General features: G+C 52.4%; 13 protein-coding genes. 8 read left to right on the top strand and 5 right to left on the bottom strand.

Features of this window, described 5'->3' with window-relative positions:
* The first annotated feature begins 46 nt into the window (after window positions 1–46).
* From LA337_11390 to LA337_11370, 5 genes are all read left to right on the top strand, one after another.
* Complete coding sequence (locus LA337_11390) at window positions 47–5,377, top strand: heme peroxidase (GenBank protein ID UBI18245.1); 5,331 nt, start codon at window positions 47–49, stop codon at window positions 5,375–5,377.
* 10 nt (window positions 5,378–5,387) lie between these two features.
* Entirely contained in the window at window positions 5,388–7,127 is a 1,740-nt protein-coding gene (locus tag LA337_11385) for a type I secretion system permease/ATPase (GenBank protein ID UBI18244.1), read from the top strand.
* Window positions 7,127–8,455, top strand: coding sequence for an HlyD family type I secretion periplasmic adaptor subunit (locus tag LA337_11380; GenBank protein ID UBI18243.1), 1,329 nt, complete (start codon window positions 7,127–7,129; stop codon window positions 8,453–8,455). Before LA337_11385 ends, LA337_11380 begins: the two co-directional genes overlap by 1 nt.
* A 122-nt stretch (window positions 8,456–8,577) precedes the next feature.
* Window positions 8,578–8,865, top strand: a complete 288-nt coding sequence (locus tag LA337_11375; protein UBI18242.1) for a VF530 family protein — start codon at window positions 8,578–8,580, stop codon at window positions 8,863–8,865.
* 12 nt (window positions 8,866–8,877) lie between these two features.
* Window positions 8,878–10,245: a glycoside hydrolase family 10 protein gene (locus LA337_11370; GenBank protein ID UBI18241.1), complete on the top strand. Its 1,368-nt coding sequence runs from the start codon at window positions 8,878–8,880 to the stop codon at window positions 10,243–10,245.
* Here the strand turns inward: LA337_11370 and LA337_11365 are convergent.
* The 5 genes from LA337_11365 to hdeB form a co-directional block, all read right to left on the bottom strand.
* Window positions 10,242–10,760, bottom strand: a complete 519-nt coding sequence (locus LA337_11365) for a hypothetical protein (GenBank protein UBI18240.1) — start codon at window positions 10,758–10,760, stop codon at window positions 10,242–10,244. The genes LA337_11370 and LA337_11365 overlap by 4 nt on opposite strands.
* Window positions 10,761–10,814: 54 nt before the next feature.
* Window positions 10,815–12,086 carry a type II toxin-antitoxin system HipA family toxin gene (locus tag LA337_11360; protein ID UBI18239.1) on the bottom strand — a complete coding sequence of 424 codons (1,272 nt, stop codon included), beginning with the start codon at window positions 12,084–12,086 and terminating at the stop codon, window positions 10,815–10,817.
* Window positions 12,079–12,393, bottom strand: a complete 315-nt coding sequence (locus tag LA337_11355) for a helix-turn-helix transcriptional regulator (GenBank protein ID UBI18238.1) — start codon at window positions 12,391–12,393, stop codon at window positions 12,079–12,081. Before LA337_11355 ends, LA337_11360 begins: the two co-directional genes overlap by 8 nt.
* Window positions 12,394–12,569: 176 nt before the next feature.
* Window positions 12,570–14,516 carry a methyl-accepting chemotaxis protein gene (locus LA337_11350; protein ID UBI18237.1) on the bottom strand — a complete coding sequence of 649 codons (1,947 nt, stop codon included), beginning with the start codon at window positions 14,514–14,516 and terminating at the stop codon, window positions 12,570–12,572.
* Window positions 14,517–14,671: 155 nt separating this feature from the next.
* The gene (hdeB, locus tag LA337_11345) at window positions 14,672–15,001 is read right to left on the bottom strand and encodes an acid-activated periplasmic chaperone HdeB (protein ID UBI18236.1); all 330 of its coding nucleotides are present in this window, start codon (window positions 14,999–15,001) and stop codon (window positions 14,672–14,674) included.
* 398 nt (window positions 15,002–15,399) lie between these two features.
* Here hdeB and LA337_11340 point away from each other — a divergent pair, with 398 nt between their 5' ends.
* Genes LA337_11340 through LA337_11330 form a run of 3 tightly spaced genes read left to right on the top strand, consistent with a single transcriptional unit; the run spans window position 15,400 to window position 18,446 of the window.
* Entirely contained in the window at window positions 15,400–16,266 is an 867-nt protein-coding gene (locus LA337_11340) for a MurR/RpiR family transcriptional regulator (protein ID UBI18235.1), read from the top strand.
* A 14-nt stretch (window positions 16,267–16,280) separates the two neighbouring features.
* Window positions 16,281–16,868: a D-alanyl-D-alanine dipeptidase gene (gene ddpX / locus LA337_11335; GenBank protein UBI18234.1), complete on the top strand. Its 588-nt coding sequence runs from the start codon at window positions 16,281–16,283 to the stop codon at window positions 16,866–16,868.
* Between the two features lie 15 nt (window positions 16,869–16,883).
* The gene (locus LA337_11330) at window positions 16,884–18,446 is read left to right on the top strand and encodes an ABC transporter substrate-binding protein (protein UBI18233.1); all 1,563 of its coding nucleotides are present in this window, start codon (window positions 16,884–16,886) and stop codon (window positions 18,444–18,446) included.
* Window positions 18,447–18,467 lie beyond the last annotated feature (21 nt).

The raw sequence follows: 18,467 nt of genomic DNA, 5'->3' as shown, positions 1-18,467 counted from the left end.
AAAGAGTGATGATAGCTAATACAGGTAAAGATAGGGGTAATGACTTATGGCCTCACAATATGACTTTACTGTCACTCTGCACGATCTGGCTTTTATTCTTAAGCAGATCAAAATATCCGAAGCGGCAACTAACGCGGATGGTAGCGTTAATGATGAAATGCTTCGAGAATTAGTCTCCAGTCCGCTATTACCTTATGGCCTTCGTACGGTGGATGGTTCATGGAATAACCTTTTACCGGGTCAAGAGTTATACGGCTCTGCCGACCAGACTATGCCAAGATTAACCGCATTAAACTGGCAAGACGCGGATGAAATGACCAGTTATATCCAAATTGGCGGGATGGTTATTGATGCTGACCCGCGAATTATCAGTAACTTAATTTCGGACCAGACGGCTTCAAACCCGGCGGCTCTGGAGGTATTCAACGCATTAAAAGATGCGCCTGGTGGTGGTACTATTACAGGAGAAGGCAGCTTATCTATTCCCAACCAGTCTCCGGATATTGGACTTTCCCCCGCTTTTAATGGCTGGATGACCTTCTTTGGTCAGTTTTTCGACCACGGTCTGGATTTGATACCGAAAGGTGGCAACGGTATTGTTTTCATTCCGCTACAGCCAGACGACCCATTATATGTTGAGGGGTCGGATACAAACTTTATGCTATTAACCCGGGCGACGGTCAACGAAAACCGAGAGACGGTAAACCTGACAACCCCTTTCATTGATCAAAACCAGACCTACACCTCCCACCCTTCACATCAGATTTTCATCCGCGAATACGTAATCATTGACGGTAAACCCGAGCCAACGGGAAATCTGTTAGGCGGCGCTAACGGAGGACTGGCGACCTGGGCTGACGTTAAAAATCAGGCTGAAACTCTACTGGGTATAAAACTCACCGATCAGGATGTTTTTAATGTTCCTCTGCTGGCAACGGACCGCTACGGTAATTTGATTTTAAGTGAAAACGGGAAGGTACAGATTGTGACCACCAACGGCCTGGTTGAAGCCAATGGCGGCCTGTTACCTGCGGAGACGTTCCGCACCGGCCACGCGTTTCTGGATGATATTGCTCATACTGCCGCGCCAAAAGCGGGCCTGCTGGCGGATGATGACAGTGCTATCGGCGGCGAAGGAGCGCAACCTGCGGGAACCTATGATAACGAACTGCTCGACCGCCACTTTATCACCGGCGATGGGCGTGGTAATGAAAACATTGGCTTAACCGCTGTGCATGCCGTTTTTCACAGCGAACATAATCGCCTGGTTGAACAGTATAAAACCACACTGCTGGAAACCGGCGACATCGACCTCATTAACCAGTGGTTGATGCCGAATCACCAAATCACTGAGATGCCTGCCAATACCAGTACTCTGGTATGGAATGGCGAGTACTTATTCCAGGCCGGTCGCTTCTCCACGGAAATGCAGTACCAGCACCTCGTGTTTGAGGAGTTTGCACGTACCGTACAACCCGCCGTCGATCCGTTTGTCTTCTCCAACACGGCGGATATTAACCCCCTTATCTTTGCCGAGTTTGCGCACGTGGTTTACCGTTTCGGGCATTCAATGCTGACAGAAACCGTGGCGCGTACCAACATTGATATGCAAAGCGGCGATATCGGCCTGATAGCCGCGTTCCTGAATCCTGTGGCATTCAATGAAATCAACGGTGCCACCGTCACTGACGACCAGGCCATCGGCGCGATTGTGCGTGGTATGACGCGTCAGGTGGGCAATGAAATTGATGAGTTTATTACCGATGCTCTGCGTAATAATCTCATCGGCCTGCCCCTTGATTTAGGCGCGCTTAATATTGCCCGTGGCCGTGATACGGCAATGCCTTCGCTGAACCAGGCTCGCGAGCAGTTTTTTGCATTAAGCGGTGATAGCCAACTACGCCCCTATACCAGTTGGGCTGACTTTACCACCTACCTGAAAAACCCGGCCTCTATTATTAACTTTATGGCCGCTTACGGTCAGCATGAACTGATCCTCAATGCCACCAGCCTTGAAGGTAAACGCGCGGCGGTTAACTTCCTGCTGTTTGGCGATGCCAATAACGCCCCACCTGCGGATGCAATGGATTTCTTTAATAGCACCGGGGCGTGGGCAACGAAAGAAACCGGCCTGAATATGGTCGATTTCTGGATTGGCGGACTGGCTGAGCGCAAAAATGAATTTGGCGGCATGTTGGGTTCAACCTTCAACTTTGTTTTTGAAACGCAAATGGAAATGTTGCAGGACGGCGATCGTTTCTACTACCTGAGCCGCGTTCAGGGGTTGAACTTACTCAATGAACTGGAGGCCAACTCGTTTTCCGCGCTGGTAATGCGTAACAGCGATCTTGGTGAGGAGGGTTCCTCTCACCTGCCCGCCAACCTGTTCCAGACGCCGGACCATATTTTTGAAGTGAACCGCGTGCTGCAAACGGAAATCGACCCGAAATGGGGTAATCCGCTGAAAGATCTGCTCTCGCCGTTGTTGGTGCGTCGCGACCCTGGCGCGGATGTTGACGGCGATAGCTTTGCGGACGGTGGTTATCTGAAATATACCGGTGATGGGCATGTGGTACTTGGCGGAACGGCAGGCAACGATACGTTAATCGGCGGTAAAGGGATCGACAGCCTGTGGGGCGATGGCGGAGATGACCGACTGGACGGCGGTGACGAAGCCGATGTGGTCCACGGCGGTGACGGTGATGACATTATTACCGATACCGGTACACCCGTTGGCGATGCTGACTTCCTGCACGGCGATGCCGGACATGACGTTATTTTCTCCGGAAATGGCAACGATCTGGTCTTTGGCGGCAGCGGCAGCGACTTCGTGGTGGTCGGTGAAGATGCGCAGGAGGTCTTCTCGGGTCAGGATAATGACTTTGCGCTTGGCGGCTCGGGTGGTGATTTCCTGATGGGCAACGAAGGCGATGACTGGCTGGAAGGCGGCGACGGGTTTGACACGCTGGCGGGTGATAACTCTGAGCTGTTCTTCAACAGTACCATTATCGGTCACGATGTCCTTAACGGTCAGGGTAACGACACCGACTACGATGGCGAAGCTGGTGACGACATCATGGTTCAGGGCGCGGGGATCCAGCGTAATAATGGTATGGCCGGTTTCGACTGGGCTATCCATAAAGGCGACCCAAACGGCGCTAACTCTGATCTTGGGATCCCAATTTTCGTTAACCAGCAGGAATTTATTCTGCGCGATCGTTTTGACCTGGTTGAGGGGCTGTCGGGCTGGAAATACGACGATATCCTGACCGGGACGGAACAGCCGATAGGCACCGCCCCGGTTCAGGGTGTTCCCCTCTCTAACAACCTGACCCAGGAAGGTGCGGACCGGATCAACGGGCTTCAGGCCATTCTCGGCGTAGAACGTTCTGCTAACCCGGACGCGGTGCTACTGAACCCTGATGATGGTAGCGATATTTTACTCGGCGGCGGCGGTAGCGACCGCATTATGGGTAAAGCTGGTAACGATATTATTGATGGCGATGCGTGGCTCAACGTGCGTATTGCCGTTACCGGTATGGCAGGACTCACCAGCGCCGAAGGCATGACCGAACTGAAGTCGTACATGCTTGCTGGCACGCTGAAACCGAATCAACTGTCGATTGTGCGCGAAATTCTGCATGAAGGTAACGGCACGGAAACCGACGTTGCGGTGTACCGTGATGTCAGCAGCAACTATGTCTTCACCCGTATGGCTGACGGTAGCCTGCGTGTCGATCACGCTACGCCCAATGCCGCGCTGAACCTGAATGATGGCATTGATCGTTTGTTGAACATCGAAAAACTGGAGTTTGGCGATGCTCAGCAGTTGTGGGTGACGGCGCAGCAAGCGACGGGCGATCTCACCATCAGCAATCCTAACCCTTCGGTGGGCGATCTGCTGCGCGTCAACGTGGCGAATTTGCTGGACGGTAATGGGCTGGCAGCGGATGTGGCCATCACGATGACCTGGCAGGCATTCGTCAACGGCCAATGGCGGGATCAGGCAACCGGTGCGGAGTTCAGAGTGCCTGGCGCTATTCAGGGCGCGCCGCTGCGTGTGGTAGCCAGTTTTAACGACCGTATGGGTGACGCAGAAACGCTGGTGTCGGCACAAACTCAGGCAATCCTGCCGAGAAATCAGGCCACCACCGGTGCGCCGGTAATTAATGACCTCACTCCGACTGAAAGTCTGACGCTGACCGCGGTGGTTTCGGGCATTGCGGACGCAGACGGTCTGAGCGGCGGTAATTTCACCTATCAATGGAGAATGAGTTCGCCAACCGGATTCGTCAACATTAACGGCGCGACATCCGCGACCTATACGCCGGGCCAGGCCATGGTCGGTCGAACGCTGCAGGTGGTGGTTACCGTCGTCGACGATGAAGGCAACCCCCCTGTTGTTCTGACCTCGACCACCACACAGCCTGTGGGCGATCTGATTGTCGGTACCAACGGCGCGAACATGCTCGTCGGTACCGCATGGAGCGATATTCTGCGCGGTGAAGGTGGGAATGACACTTTGTTGGGCGGCGCAGGTGACGATCTGCTCGTGGGCGGTGCGGGTAACGACAGTCTGTCTGGTCAGGCGGGGCAAGATATCCTGCAGGGGGATGCGGGTAATGACACGCTTGATGGTGGTCTTGGCGCCGACAGTATGACCGGCGGCGCGGGCGATGATACCTACATCGTTGATGATTTCGGTGATGTGGTTATTGAAGGTGTGAATGGCGGTACGGACATTGTGCGTACCGGCCTCAGCAGCTATGACCTCACTGACAACGTGGAAGAACTGGTCTTTACCGGCAGCGGCAGCTTTATCGGTACCGGGAATGCTATTGCTAACACCATTACGGGCGGTTCCGGCAATGACTATCTGTTTGGTATGGGAGGTAATGACCAGTTGTTTGGCGGTACCGGGAATGACTTCCTCGATGGCGGAGATGGCGCTGATAACCTGCAGGGCGGAAACGGCAACGACGTCATGATTGGCGGCGCGGGCGCGGATACCCTCTCCGGCGGTAGCGGCGACGATATTCTCAATGGCCAGGAGGGTAACGACATTCTTGACGGAGGGGCCGGGAGCGATATCTTCGCCTTCGGTGCTAACTTTGGGCAGGACCGGATCACCGGTTTTGACAGTAACCCCAACGGCGGCCAGGACTTCCTCGATCTCGTCTTGTTAGGCATCAACGCGGGTAATTTTGCCAGCAGCGTGTCTATCACCGGAAACAATGGCAACACTATTGTGACTATCGGCACTGACACCATCACATTAGTGGGCGTCAATTCGACCACCGTGAATATTGGTGACTTTTATCTGGAAATGCCCACCACCCTTGCCAGCAACAATGGCAATAGTTCATTGATCGTATAAGGAGAAGACTATGTCGCGCCAGCATACGCCAACAGAACTGAATGATGCATTCAAAGGAACGAAACCCACTTTTCTGATGCTGCTGTTTTTTAGTTGTGTGATTAATATGCTTATGCTGGCGCCGGCAATTTATATGCTACAAGTATACGACCGCGTGCTGGTGAGTAAAAATACCACCACGCTGTTAATGCTAACCTTATTGATTGTCGGCTTGTACATCGTTATAGCCATGATTGAATCCGCCCGCGCGCAGGTCATGGTCAGGCTTGGCAACCGGCTGGATATAAAGCTAAGCCAGTTAGTCTTTAATGCGGCATTTAAAAGAAAGATGGTTACCGGTGATAATAACCCGGCGCAATCTTTAGCCGAACTGGATCAGCTCCGTCAGTTTCTTTCCGGGAATAGTCTGTTCGCCCTGCTGGATATTCCCTGGACGCCGATATATCTGTTCATCGCCTTTCTGGTCCATCCTCTGCTGGGCTATCTCTCCCTCGGTGGAATAACGTTATTATTCATTCTGACGCTGGTCTCGGAAATCGCTACCAAGCGCCCTATTCAACAAGCGCACGCCTTAACGATTAACAATGCCAGTAAACTGAATAAACAGCTACAAAACTCCGATGCCATTGAGGCGATGGGAATGCTCTCAACCCTGAAGTCCAACTGGCAGGAACAGCATAACAAAGTGCTGGCGTTACAAACGCTGATTGCCGACAAAACGGCCGGGTTAAGCAGTCTCAGCCGCTTTGTGCGGGTGTTGCTGCAGTCGATTGCGCTGGGCGCCGGGGCTTTACTGGTGATCGGCGGCCATATTACCCCGGGCCTGATGATTGCCGCGTCGATTATTCTTGGCCGCGTCCTGAACCCGGTAGAACAGGTGATCGGCAGTTGGAAGCAGTTTGTGCAGTTTCGTAGCGCCTGGCACCAGCTCTCTGACCTGCTGAAAGAGTATCCGGCACCGAAAGAGGTGCTGACCCTGCCTCGTCCGAACGGCAACATCAGCGTTGAAGGTGTTTTTGCTGCGGCTCCCGGTCAGTCTTCCCCACTATTGCGTAATATCTCATTCCAGTTGGAACAAGGCGAAGTGCTGGGGATTATCGGTCCCTCTGCCTCAGGGAAGACATCGCTGGCCAAGGTTTTGGTTGGCGTCTGGAAGCCGTTATCAGGAAAGGTCAGATTAGACGGGGCGGATATTTGTCAGTGGGATAAAGCACTGCTGGGTCCGTCCATTGGCTATCTGCCGCAGGATGTTGAACTGTTTGACGGCACCATCGCGCAAAACATTGCCCGTTTCACCACAAATGACAGTGAGCTTATCGTCGCTGCCGCCCTGCTGGCCGGCGTACATGAGATGATTCTGCGTTTGCCGCAAGGATACGACACACCGCTTGGCGCAGGTGGGTACCAGCTCTCCGGCGGGCAGCGACAGCGTATCGGGCTGGCTCGCGCCGTTTACAACAACCCTGCGTTTATCGTGCTTGATGAACCGAATGCCAATCTTGACGACGCGGGGGAGTTCGCACTCATTAAAGCCATCAATACCCTGCGCACGCAGGGACAAACTACCGTCATTATCTCGCACCGACCCACGCTGCTCGGCGTGGTCAATAAAGTTTTGCTGCTTAACGATGGCGCTATACAGGAGTTTGGCACCCGCGATCAGGTTTTTGCCCATTTGCGTCAGGCCAACGTACTGAAACCGGTGGCTACGCCTTCTCCATCCACTACTGAACAGCAACGTGAGGCCTGATGATGAAAAAGAATCCCCACAACGCGGCCTCCGCTGGCGTAGATACCAATATCTGGTCGCCGATTATTCGGGGCGTGATCGTCATTATGCTGGGTGTCGGCAGCTTTATCCTCTGGGCTGTACAAGCGCCGTTAGATGCGGGCGTGGTCGCCGATGGCACGGTAACCGTATCGAGTAACCGTAAAACCATTCAGCATCTGAGTGGCGGTCGGGTAACGGATATCTTTATCAAAGAAGGCGACCTGGTGAAGAAAAACCAGGTTCTCGTCCGGCTGGATAAAATGCAGCTCGAAATGCGTTTCAGCGCCTTAAATGCCCAGTATATTTCTGCTAAAAGTATTGAAGACCGCCTGCTGGCAGAACGCGATGGTCTGGAAACAATCGGCTTTAATACGACGTTGACGCAGCAGTTCTCCGGCAATAAACGGCTGGCGGAAGTGAGAAATCTGCAGGCTAAACTTTTCGATACGCGCCGCAAGACCATTCAGGACGAACTATCGATGATTCAGGAGACGCTCGATGGCCTGGTGGGACAAACGGATAATCTTTATAAAATAAAAGGCTATCGCGACCGCCAGTTCAATCTGATTAACCGGGAACTGGGTGCTATTCGCGCACTGAGTGAAAAAAACTATTACCCCAAAGCGCAGTTACTGGTGCTTGAGCGCGAAGCAGCAGAAATATCCAGCAGCGTTTCAGAAGATATACTTAATATTGCCAAACTGAAATCCCAGCAGAATGAATTAAAAATTAAAGCCTACCAGGTGCGTCATCAATATTTACGTGAGGTTGAGTCTGAACTGACCGAAAACCAAAAAGAGGTGGCAATGTTGGAGGATGAACTGGTATCCACGCGTCATGAACTGGATAACACCGAGATCCGCTCGCCGATTAACGGCATCGTGCTGGATGTTAAAGTCAGTACCGTTGGCGGCGTCATCCAGCCTGGAGAACATTTAATGGATATCGTTGCCGCCGGGCAACCGATGCAAATCGATGCCAAAATACCGGTGCACGCCATTGATAAACTGGTCCCCGGTTTAACCGTTGATGTGCTATTCCCTGCCCTTAACCACGCGCTGTTACCGTCGGTCCCGGCCCGGGTTCTCACCATCTCGGCGGATCGTTTAATTGATGAGGCCACACAGCAGCCTTACTACCTTGCTGAAGTACAGGTTTCAGCAGAGGGCGCGCGTTTGCTGGGCGATTACAAAATTAAAGCGGGAATGCCCGCCAGCGTGACGATCAAGACCGGTGAACGAACCCTGATGAGTTACCTGTTTAAACCGTTGATTGCCCGTCTGGAACTGGCCTTTAAAGAGTATTGATCCATCCATTGCCGGTTGGGTGCTCGTCTTGTCGCGCCATGCCGGTTTCTGCCATTGCTGGCAGCTTTGCTTTCTTGTAACCTTCTTCCCGTAAAATCTGGAACCACTGAACTGGACTTCATATGAATGCTCATATTTCTAAAGACCCATTACATGGCGTAACGCTTGAAATGCAGGTCAATGCCCTGGTTGATCGTTATGGTTGGGCTGAACTGGCGCAACGCATTAATATCAACTGCTTTAAAAATGAACCGAGCGTTAAATCCAGTCTGAAGTTTTTGCGCCGTACGCCGTGGGCGCGGGCAGAAGTCGAAGCGCTGTACCTTGATTCGCTGCATGACCAGGTCTCAAACAACACCCCCGAACCGGCCTTCGACCCATGGGCTAACAGCCGCAACAAGAAGAATTAAGAGCAAAATCTGATGTCAGCATCCGGTTTTATTTCAGGAAATTATCAGAAAAAACTGGCGAATGTTCTCGCCCGTTCCCGCGCCAGGCTGCCGCTAACCAACATGAAGTGGTTCGCGCTGCTGGTAGGCAGTATGTTGCTACTGGGCAGTTGTTCATCGCAACCGCCCGGCTCCAGAATTACGCCACAGCCTCCGGTGAGTAAACCACAGCAAAGCAAGGAGCCGGTGCGTGGTATCTGGCTGGCAACGGTTTCGCGTCTGGACTGGCCGCCGATTTCATCTGTCAACATCAGTTCGCCTGCCGCTCGCATCAGCCAGCAGCAAAAAGCGCTGACGGACAAGCTGGACAACCTGAAGCGGCTTGGTATTAACACCGTTTTTTTCCAGGTGAAACCTGATGCCACCGCGTTGTGGCAGTCTAAAATCTTGCCATGGTCAGATACCCTGACCGGTAGGATTGGTCAGGATCCGGGTTACGATCCACTCCAGTTTATGCTCGATGAAGCGCATAAACGCGGCATGAAAGTCCATGCCTGGTTTAACCCCTACCGCGTGTCCGTGAACACCAGGCCTTCGACGGTCACCGAACTAAACAATACCCTGACGCAGACGCCCTCCAGCGTTTATGTCCTGCACCGGGACTGGATCCGCACCTCGGGTGAGCGTTTTGTGTTAGATCCCGGTATTCCCGAAGTGCGTGACTGGATAACCAGCATCGTGGCTGAAGTCGTTGAGAATTACCCGGTTGACGGCGTGCAGTTTGATGATTACTTCTATACCGAATCTCCCGGATCTGCGCTCAACGACACTCAGACCTTCAGAAGATACGGCCAGGGATTCGCTTCCAAAGCGGACTGGCGGCGCGATAACACGCAACGACTGATCGCCCAGGTTTCGCGGACCATCAAGAAACTCAAACCTGAAGTCGAGTTTGGCGTCAGTCCTGCGGGCGTGTGGCGCAACCGTTCGCACGATCCGGCAGGTTCCGACACGCGCGGTGCGGCAGCGTATGATGAATCGTATGCTGACACCCGTCGTTGGGTGCAACTAGGTCTGCTGGACTACATCGCTCCGCAGCTGTACTGGCCTTTTGCCCGCGACGCGGCGCGCTACGATGTACTGGCAAAATGGTGGGCTGATGTCGTCAAATCAACCAACACCCGCCTGTATATTGGGGTGGCGCTGTATAAAGTCGGCGAACCGTCGCGAAAAGAGCCGGACTGGACGGTCAAAGGCGGCGTACCGGAGCTGAAAAAACAGCTCGATCTGAACGAGTCTGAACCGCACATTAATGGCACAATTCTGTTTCGCGAAGATTACCTTAATCAGCCGCAAACGCAGGAAGCCGTGACCTACATTCGCAATCGTTGGGGGCGCTAATGGTTGTCCTGACCGCGAAGCCTGAGCCAGACGCTCACGTAGCGGCTAAATTTCCCCACAAAAACACCGGCGAAGATGCCGCCAGTAATGATAGCCATGGCACTCATTGCGGGCTGGCGTAAAACGTCGGGGGAAACGGCGTTAAGTACGCCAAGTACGTACTTAACGCTGAATGCCAGCAGCATAAACGGCAATGCGGAATAGTCCGCCGGACGGTGAATACTCCGCGGTGCGCTACCTCGACTCAAACGGCTGGGGTTAATCAACATGTAGCCAATTATCGCGCCACTGATAATACCTATTACCCACTGGATATAGGTAATGAGGGTCGGATCGCGATAAGTGATTAAATCGTAGATATCCCAGAACAGAAAAATAGCGGGGATTAGCGCCAGTTTTTCCAGCGTGACGGTGGCGGGCGTTCTGGCTTTAATCCCCCGGTAAAGCAGAAAGACAAACAACAGATACACCCAAACTGGTGTGTGTTCCAGCATACCCAAGACAAATTCAGCCATAACATTGCCCCGCTCAGCTTTAATTCTCCGGTAAGTGTAGCGGCTATATCTGCGTCACCGGGACATTAACCGGCGGACATTATCATTAATTTGTTTCTGTATCGTATTCAGCGTGGATTGCGTTATCTGATCGGGATATTTATCCCTGGCGACAGCGCTCAATCCTGTGGCAGAGTGACAGACCTTTTCGATTATGCCGTTCACATGATCAGCAGATAACTCAGCTTCCTGAACGCCTAGCGACAGAAGGTGCTTTCTTTCGATATCCAGCGCCTCTCCCAGTACGTCCATTTGGTGATATCCACCAGGCCCTTCACACCAGGTGACGTCGTAGGCCGGAGCCAGAGTCCAGTTTCCATCAGCTGACATTAAATAGGCAAAATTCTTCGGATGATCGTCGCGGTTGTTAAATGCTACGTTGAAAACCACGCGTTCGAACGCTTTTGCCTTTTCTCTGACATCATTGGTACAAATCTGCGTAGCGCGCAGAAAATCCCGGTAGTCTAAAGCGCCGGGTATCTGGTAATTTGCCCCGGTAAGTGCCGCCAGGCTCTGCATAGGAATACGTATCGACTGGTCACGGTCGAAACGGCGAGTGGCAAATGCAGCCTGTCCGCCGGGCAGATTAAAATACGCCGTGTCTGGCGTGGTGATCCCACATTGGCGCAAGCATTCAGCATAAACCGCTTCGATGGCACATACCTCAGCATGCTCATGCCTGGCGGGAAATTTAATCAGCCAGCTTTCGCTCCCGGGTAGCGGCGCCGTGGTGAATTTAGACGTGACAGTGTCACGATAAAGTAGCGCCTTAGGCCTTGCTCCCTGTGGCGAACCGCCCATCTGGAGTAGTTTTTGCAAGAATTCCCCGCCTTCCCCGCTCAGGACTTCCTGAACCTCCGCGGCCAGTTGTGCGAGAGGAACATCCTCTTTTGACAGCGTCTCGACATCTGACTGAACGGGCTGGAATGTCATGGCGCCCATCGCGTTGTTGCCGACCCAGGTTAAGCGCTCCAATGGACCAATGCGTGCTGCGTTGAGCCCGCGGCGTTTAAATAGTCGGTCCATCAACAGCATACCCCAGCCATCAGGTAGCGAATCATAGACCGGCCCTGGTAATCCCAACTGATGAGCCGGGAAATCCCTGCGTAAACGGGGACCGTTTAGCGGTAACATCAGTCGGGACAGTTCCAGCCCCTTACGTAAGGCCTCTTCACTGTATTCAAAGGCGATCAACGGACGTCCGGTCAGGGCTGTGGAAGACACCAGTTTGCCCCACAGCCATTTCTCACCCCAGCCTTCATAGAAGACATCAACTTGCTCAGGCATCAGAATTTTTCCTTTTGATCCGCTGACGTGCTGCGCTCTTTTCGTAACGCAAAATATCATCGAGACTATCAATCCTGGGTTTGAATAACCCCTCCAGCGCATCGCCATAGCCTAACACCATCGCGACTTTGACCAGATTCTCAAATCCTACATTTTTCCCCGCTTCCAGATTCGAAACGGTATTCACACCGACCCCTGAACGCGCGGCAACATCAGCCTGCGTCATTTGCCGGGCGAGTCGTTCTTTACGCAATCTGTCGCAAAGTAGTTTGACGATATCGGCTGCAGTATTTAGCGTTAAATCCATAATATTGGCTCTTATTGGGATATAAACGACTTTACACCCAATATTATAGAGTTAAGCGGGGAATGATTCAAAGCCTTATAAGGCACAATAAAAGGGAGTTAAACCGGAAAATCTTGCTTAAGGGCCATTATACTGGAGTTATCCGGGCACATTGCCTGTACCCGGATAGGGTGTGGTTATCCGGCAACGCCAGGCTCAGGTAATCTGAAGGATGAGACCAGCAGTGCCAACTGTTCCGCCTCCTCTTTCAGCGCCTGCGTCCGTGCTGCGGCATCATCAATTAATGAGGCGTTTTGCTGAACGGTGCTGTCCATTTCGGTAACGGCCAGCGTAACTTCGGAAACGCCCTTACGTTGTTCTTCACCCGCAACGCGTATTTCCCCCATCAACTGGCGCACCTGACGCACATTGCTCACCAGTTCTCCCAGACGTTCGCCGGCAGTGTGGATTTGCTGACTTCCGCTACCTACATGAGAAACGGATTCATCAATCAACGCTTTAATTTCCTGGGCAGCAGTGGCACTGCGCTGAGCCAGCGTGCGCACTTCTGAGGCCACGACGGCAAACCCTCTGCCAGCATCACCCGCTCTGGCGGCTTCAACCGCGGCATTCAGGGCGAGAATATTGGTCTGGAACGCAATGCTGTCGATGACCGCGACAATTTCCACCATTCTGCCGGATGAGGCGCTGACGTTATCCATCGTAGAGATCACGCCCTGCATCACATCGCCGCAACGGTTTGCCGTTTGCGCGGTACTGTCGGATAGCTCATCCGCCAGTTGTGTGTTACTGGCATTTTGATGAACGGTCGCATTTAACTGCTCCATAGCCGCCGAACTCTCTTCCAGAGCAGCAGCCTGCTGCGTTACGCGAGATGAAAGCTCCATATTACTGTCAGCCAGGCTAACGGCGTTATTCGCCACCACTGTGCTACTGCTTCTGACGGTGATCAGAATGGCTGAGATTTTATCGACGAACAGGTTAAACGCCTCGGCAATAGCAGAGATCTCATCTTTGCCGCGAACATCCAGACGACGGGTAAGATCGCCTTCGCCCTGCGCGATGTCATCAAGAGCCTGACGGGTATCATCGAGACGTGAAATCAGTCGGCGAACCACCAGCCAGGATCCCACCAGCAACAACGTCATTATCGGGATTAATACTTCCAGGACGTCCTGCATCATTACTTTGGCAAGGCCGACGATACGCGACTCAGGTGTCACCAGACCGACAACCCAACCGGTATCCGCCATCGGGAACAGCATTACCCGTGACGCCGTATTCAGAACGTTGTCGTTTGCAAGCGTAATCGTCTTCACCCCATCGGCCGGGCGCAGAGATTTCAGCCCCTTTTCCACCGGGATAAGCCATTGCGCGCTTTGCGCCAGATCGTTAATGGTTTTATATTTTGCCAGGTCGGCCTGCGGGAAATAGAGAATTTGTCCCTGCTTGTCTACCACAAACGCGTAGCCGCCGGTGCTGTTGCCCTGCTGCTGCATGAAAGTAGCGACATTATCCAGGCGAATGTCGGTGGTGGCGACCCCGGCAAACTTGCCCGCCAGTTGATAAGGCACGCTGCATGTCACCATGTTGACGCCAGAACTGGCATCCTGGTAAACATCAGACCATAGGCAGTTGTTTTGTGATTGCCCTTTGGCGTGCTGATACCAGCTTTCATTGTGGTATCCGCTTGATCCTTCGACATTGTAGTCGTTGGAATACGCCAGTTTTCCTTCAGCATTACGCGCCCAGAAAAAGCTTCTTTTCTCTACACCAGCGGTGAAGGCATCAGGTTCTGGCCAGATGCCGCCGCCGGTAATAATCGAGTCTTTACCTTCACCAATCAGATGTGGAACGACGTTTTGGTACAGAGATTCATCATTTGGCAGCACCTCAGCCAGCCGTGACAGGCTGACGGTCTCGCCTTCAATTCTGGACAATACGGTACTCAATTGACGGGTTAAACCTTGCCCTGTTTCTTCGATCAGGGCGGTGTTGATTTCAACGACGCGCGGCTGACCACGCCAGAGCATAATCACCACTATCACAAGGCTCGTGACTGCAAGCAGCAGAATGCCGCCGATGGTTAAACGCGTTGAAATACGAGTAGGATACCAGGCCATACAAACTCCTTCTGCAAAAGGCTAACTTTTATCCAGTATCGGCACAGGAGTTTATATCTTTATAAAGTTTTCTTAAGTATTACAAAACAAATAAGTGACGTTGTCACGAATAGCAAAACCCAGCACTCTGGCTGGGTTTTAATAACAACTTAATCTTATTTGGATAATTCTTTTTTGATTTCGTCTTTTATTTTGCTTAATTCACTCTGAGGATGTTTTTTACAAAGTTCAACGGTCAGGGGAACAGCAGTCGTCACGGTTTCGTTATAGTCTACGTAATCGCCACCTTTGAAGTCTTCGTCTTCATTGAGCACCCAGAAAGCCACCGGAGCCATAGTTTGCGGGTTCAAATCAATAAACTCCTGGCAGCTCATGCCTTTCGGAGTCACTTCAGTTTTAGCGTTATCAGTTGCTGCATTGACGCTGACACTGGTTAACAGCGCTGCGACCAGAATACCAGCTGTAGAAAGAGAAAATTTATTCATTGTAGAACTCCATTTATAATATAAATAATATCTACACTTGCGCTTCAAACCGTTAATGTAGTTCGCAAAAATAATACCCCTACCATCATGAGAATAAAGATTGCCGCCATGGATATAGCTGAAATTTATATTTCACATTACTGATTCTGATGTTTGGGCGTAAAACGTGGCCACAATGTGATCGTTCCGACGAAATCAACAGAATCCTGCCCCGCTCCCCCTGCCGCTGCACCAAAACTGAACTACGCTGCACAAATGTTGATCATTAGTTAACGAATATGAGTTTGTTTTAACAAAAACAGCCAGTGTGCCGCTGTTACCGACCTGGCACGCGTCCTGCATTGTTAATTTGCTAACAGTGAACCGTAATCTGACAGACAACTAACAGCGAGAAGGTAATGACAGCGAAACCTGAGTTGTTTACCCGCATAGAGCAGACCTTTAGCCAGCTGACGCCCAGCGAAAAGCGCGTGGCCGGGTGGCTGTTAGCCCATGCTGTACAGATCCCTTTTGAAACCGCGGATGGTATCGCTAAAGCAACCGGAACCAGCGGTATTACCGTTGGACGCTATCTGCGTAAACTGGGGTTTCGCAATCTGGAAGATGCAAAAGCCAGTCTGCGAGAGCTACCCGTTGTCCCGTATCAGCCCTGGGGAATGAACGAGCGACTAGACTCCTGGCACCAACAGCAAAGCCTGCCGGATCGCGCGCAGCAGTCGCTGTTACTGGAAATCGACGCCATTACCCACGTCTATCAACTTGCACAAAGCGAAACGTTTTTACGCATTGCGCAGCAGCTGGCGCATGCGGAAGCCGTGTATATTCTCGGGATCCAGTCCACCCGTGGGATCGCCAACGCCTTTTTTAGTCACCTGGAATACCTGCGACCTAAAGTTAGCTACTCCGAAGGGCTTTCCGGCAGTTGGGTGGAGTCGCTGAATTCGGGATTCACCCAGCCTTACGTGGTGATCACCGATATGCGCGCCTATTCCGCTATCTCGCGACAATATTGCCGCGTCGCCACGGAACGTTGCATTCCGCTGGCGCTAATCACCGATGTGTGGTGTCCATGGGCCAGAGACTATTCTATTGATTTACTTCAGGTAAAAACCGACACCGGACATTTCTGGGACTCACTGGCGCCGGTGAGTTGTTTGTTCAATTTATTACTCTCTGCGGTGGTGGCCCAACTGGGTGACTCCCTCGCAGGACGCCTGCAAACCAATCGCCAGTTACAACAACAATTTGGTCAATTCGAACAATGAACAGGAAACGTGCTATGTCAGAAACCCCAGAACTGGTCGATCTGTCGGTGATATTTCCGTCGCTGCATATCGATCTTAAATACGCCACTGCCGACAACATTACCGGTGCACCTATCTATCGGGAAGCGCGCTGCCTGTTGCACGCCGAGGCGGTAACCGCGCTGGCTAAAAGCATTAGTATTGCGCAACTGGCGGGATTGTCGCTGGTGGTGTACGACGCGTATCGCCCTCAGCAGGCGCAGGCGGTACTGTGGAATGCCTGTCCTGATCCCCAGTACGTTGTTGATGTGGCGATAGGATCCAATCACAGTCGCGGAACGGCCATTGACGTTACGTTAATGGACGATCGTGGCGTTCTACTCGATATGGGGGCCGGTTTTGATGAAATGCACGACCGTTCCCATGCCTGGCACCCTTCTGTTCCTCCGGCTGCGCAGCGCAATCGGCTGCTGCTCAATGCCATTATGTTCGGGGGCGGTTTTGTCGGTATCAACAGCGAGTGGTGGCATTTTGAATTACCTGATGCCGCTCGTTATCCGCTGCTTGACGACCAGATAGCCTGTTTCCCTGCTTCACCCATAACAACACAACATCCCCTTTAATTCTGGAGCCTGGTTATGAAGACTACACCTGCGTTAAACGCGTTTTTTCGCCCCGCTCTGATAGCCGTTGCGTTGGCGTTTGCCCTACCCGCCGCGCAGGCCGCCGTGCCTAAAGACATGCTGGTGATTGGTAAAGCCGCCGATCCTCAGACGCTCGATCCCGCCGTGACCATCGATAACAACGACTGGACGGTCACCTATCCCTCTTATCAGCGGTTGGTTCAGTACAAAACCGATGGTGGCAAAGGTTCCACGGAAGTTGAAGGCGATTTAGCCAGTGGCTGGAAAGCCTCGGACGACCAGAAAGAGTGGACGTTTACTCTGAAAAACGATGCCAAATTCGCCGACGGAACGCCGGTGACGGCTGATGCGGTAAAGCAATCCTTCGAACGTTTGCTCAAAATTGGTCAGGGTCCCGCAGAAGCGTTCCCGAAAGACCTGAAGGTTGAGGCGATCGATAACACCACGGTGAAATTTACCCTGAGCCAGCCGTTTGCTCCGTTTCTGTATACGCTGGCAAATGACGGGGCTTCAATTATTAACCCGGCTATCTTAAAAGAGCATGCCGCAGACGATGCCCGCGGATTCCTCGCGCAGAACACGGCGGGTTCCGGGCCATTCATGCTTAAAAGCTGGCAAAAAGGACAACAGCTGGTGCTGGTGCCTAACCCGCATTATGCCGGCACTAAACCGACGTTTAAGCGGGTTTCGGTAAAAATCATCGGTGAAAGCGCCTCCCGCCGCCTGCAATTGTCGCGTGGCGATATCGACATTGCCGATGCGCTTCCTGTTGACCAACTGGCTGCCTTAAAACAAGAAGGCAAAGTGAACGTAGCGGATTACCCCTCATTGCGCGTGACCTATCTGTATCTCAACAACAGTAAGGCCCCGCTCAATCAGGTGGATTTACGCCGCGCCATCTCGTGGGCCACCGATTATAAAGGCATGGTCAACGGGATCCTGAGCGGCAATGGGAAGCAAATGCGTGGCCCGATCCCTGAAGGCATGTGGGGTTTTGACGACAAGGCCATGCAGTACAGCTTCGATGAAGCCAAAGCGAAAGCGGCCCTGGACAACGTTGCCACCAAACCTGAAAGCCTGGGCTTCCTGTACTCTGATAATGACCCTAACTGGGAACCTATCGCGCTCGCGACCCAGGCAAGCCTTGGCAAACTGGGCATTAAGGTGAAGCTGGAAAAACTGGCGAACGCCACTATGCGTGACCGCGTGGGTAAAGGCGATTACGACATTGCCATTGGCAACTGGAGCCCGGACTTCGCCGACCCGTACATGTTTATGAACTACTGGTTTGAGTCAGACAAGAAAGGCTTGCCGGGTAACCGTTCGTTCTATGAAAACGCTGAGGTCGATAAACTCCTGCGTAGCGCGCTGGCCACGACCGATCAGGTTGCCAGAACCAATGACTACCAGCAGGCGCAAACCATCGTGATTGATGAAGCAGCCTACATCTATCTATTCCAGAAAAACTATCAGCTGGCGATGAACAAAGACGTCAAAGGATTTGTATTCAATCCGATGCTGGAACAGGTCTTCAATATCTCCACCATGAGTAAATAAGCCACGTTGATGCGGAGCCGC

The organism is Citrobacter europaeus (assembly GCA_020099315.1).
Classification (GTDB): domain Bacteria; phylum Pseudomonadota; class Gammaproteobacteria; order Enterobacterales; family Enterobacteriaceae; genus Citrobacter; species Citrobacter europaeus.
This window is presented reverse-complemented; position numbering and strand designations above follow the sequence as displayed.

Excerpts from the sequence above, each read along its gene's own strand:
- LA337_11360 (UBI18239.1), bottom strand. The coding sequence starts at position 12,086 with ATGCCTGAGCAAGTTGATGTCTTCTATGAAGGCTGGGGTGAGAAATGG.
- LA337_11375 (UBI18242.1), top strand. The coding sequence starts at position 8,578 with ATGAATGCTCATATTTCTAAAGACCCATTACATGGCGTAACGCTTGAA.
- hdeB (UBI18236.1), bottom strand. The coding sequence starts at position 15,001 with ATGAATAAATTTTCTCTTTCTACAGCTGGTATTCTGGTCGCAGCGCTG.
- LA337_11390 (UBI18245.1), top strand. The coding sequence starts at position 47 with ATGGCCTCACAATATGACTTTACTGTCACTCTGCACGATCTGGCTTTT.
- LA337_11350 (UBI18237.1), bottom strand. The coding sequence starts at position 14,516 with ATGGCCTGGTATCCTACTCGTATTTCAACGCGTTTAACCATCGGCGGC.
- LA337_11330 (UBI18233.1), top strand. The coding sequence starts at position 16,884 with ATGAAGACTACACCTGCGTTAAACGCGTTTTTTCGCCCCGCTCTGATA.
- LA337_11370 (UBI18241.1), top strand. The coding sequence starts at position 8,878 with ATGTCAGCATCCGGTTTTATTTCAGGAAATTATCAGAAAAAACTGGCG.
- LA337_11355 (UBI18238.1), bottom strand. The coding sequence starts at position 12,393 with ATGGATTTAACGCTAAATACTGCAGCCGATATCGTCAAACTACTTTGC.
- LA337_11365 (UBI18240.1), bottom strand. The coding sequence starts at position 10,760 with ATGGCTGAATTTGTCTTGGGTATGCTGGAACACACACCAGTTTGGGTG.
- LA337_11340 (UBI18235.1), top strand. The coding sequence starts at position 15,400 with ATGACAGCGAAACCTGAGTTGTTTACCCGCATAGAGCAGACCTTTAGC.
- LA337_11380 (UBI18243.1), top strand. The coding sequence starts at position 7,127 with ATGATGAAAAAGAATCCCCACAACGCGGCCTCCGCTGGCGTAGATACC.
- LA337_11385 (UBI18244.1), top strand. The coding sequence starts at position 5,388 with ATGTCGCGCCAGCATACGCCAACAGAACTGAATGATGCATTCAAAGGA.
- ddpX (UBI18234.1), top strand. The coding sequence starts at position 16,281 with ATGTCAGAAACCCCAGAACTGGTCGATCTGTCGGTGATATTTCCGTCG.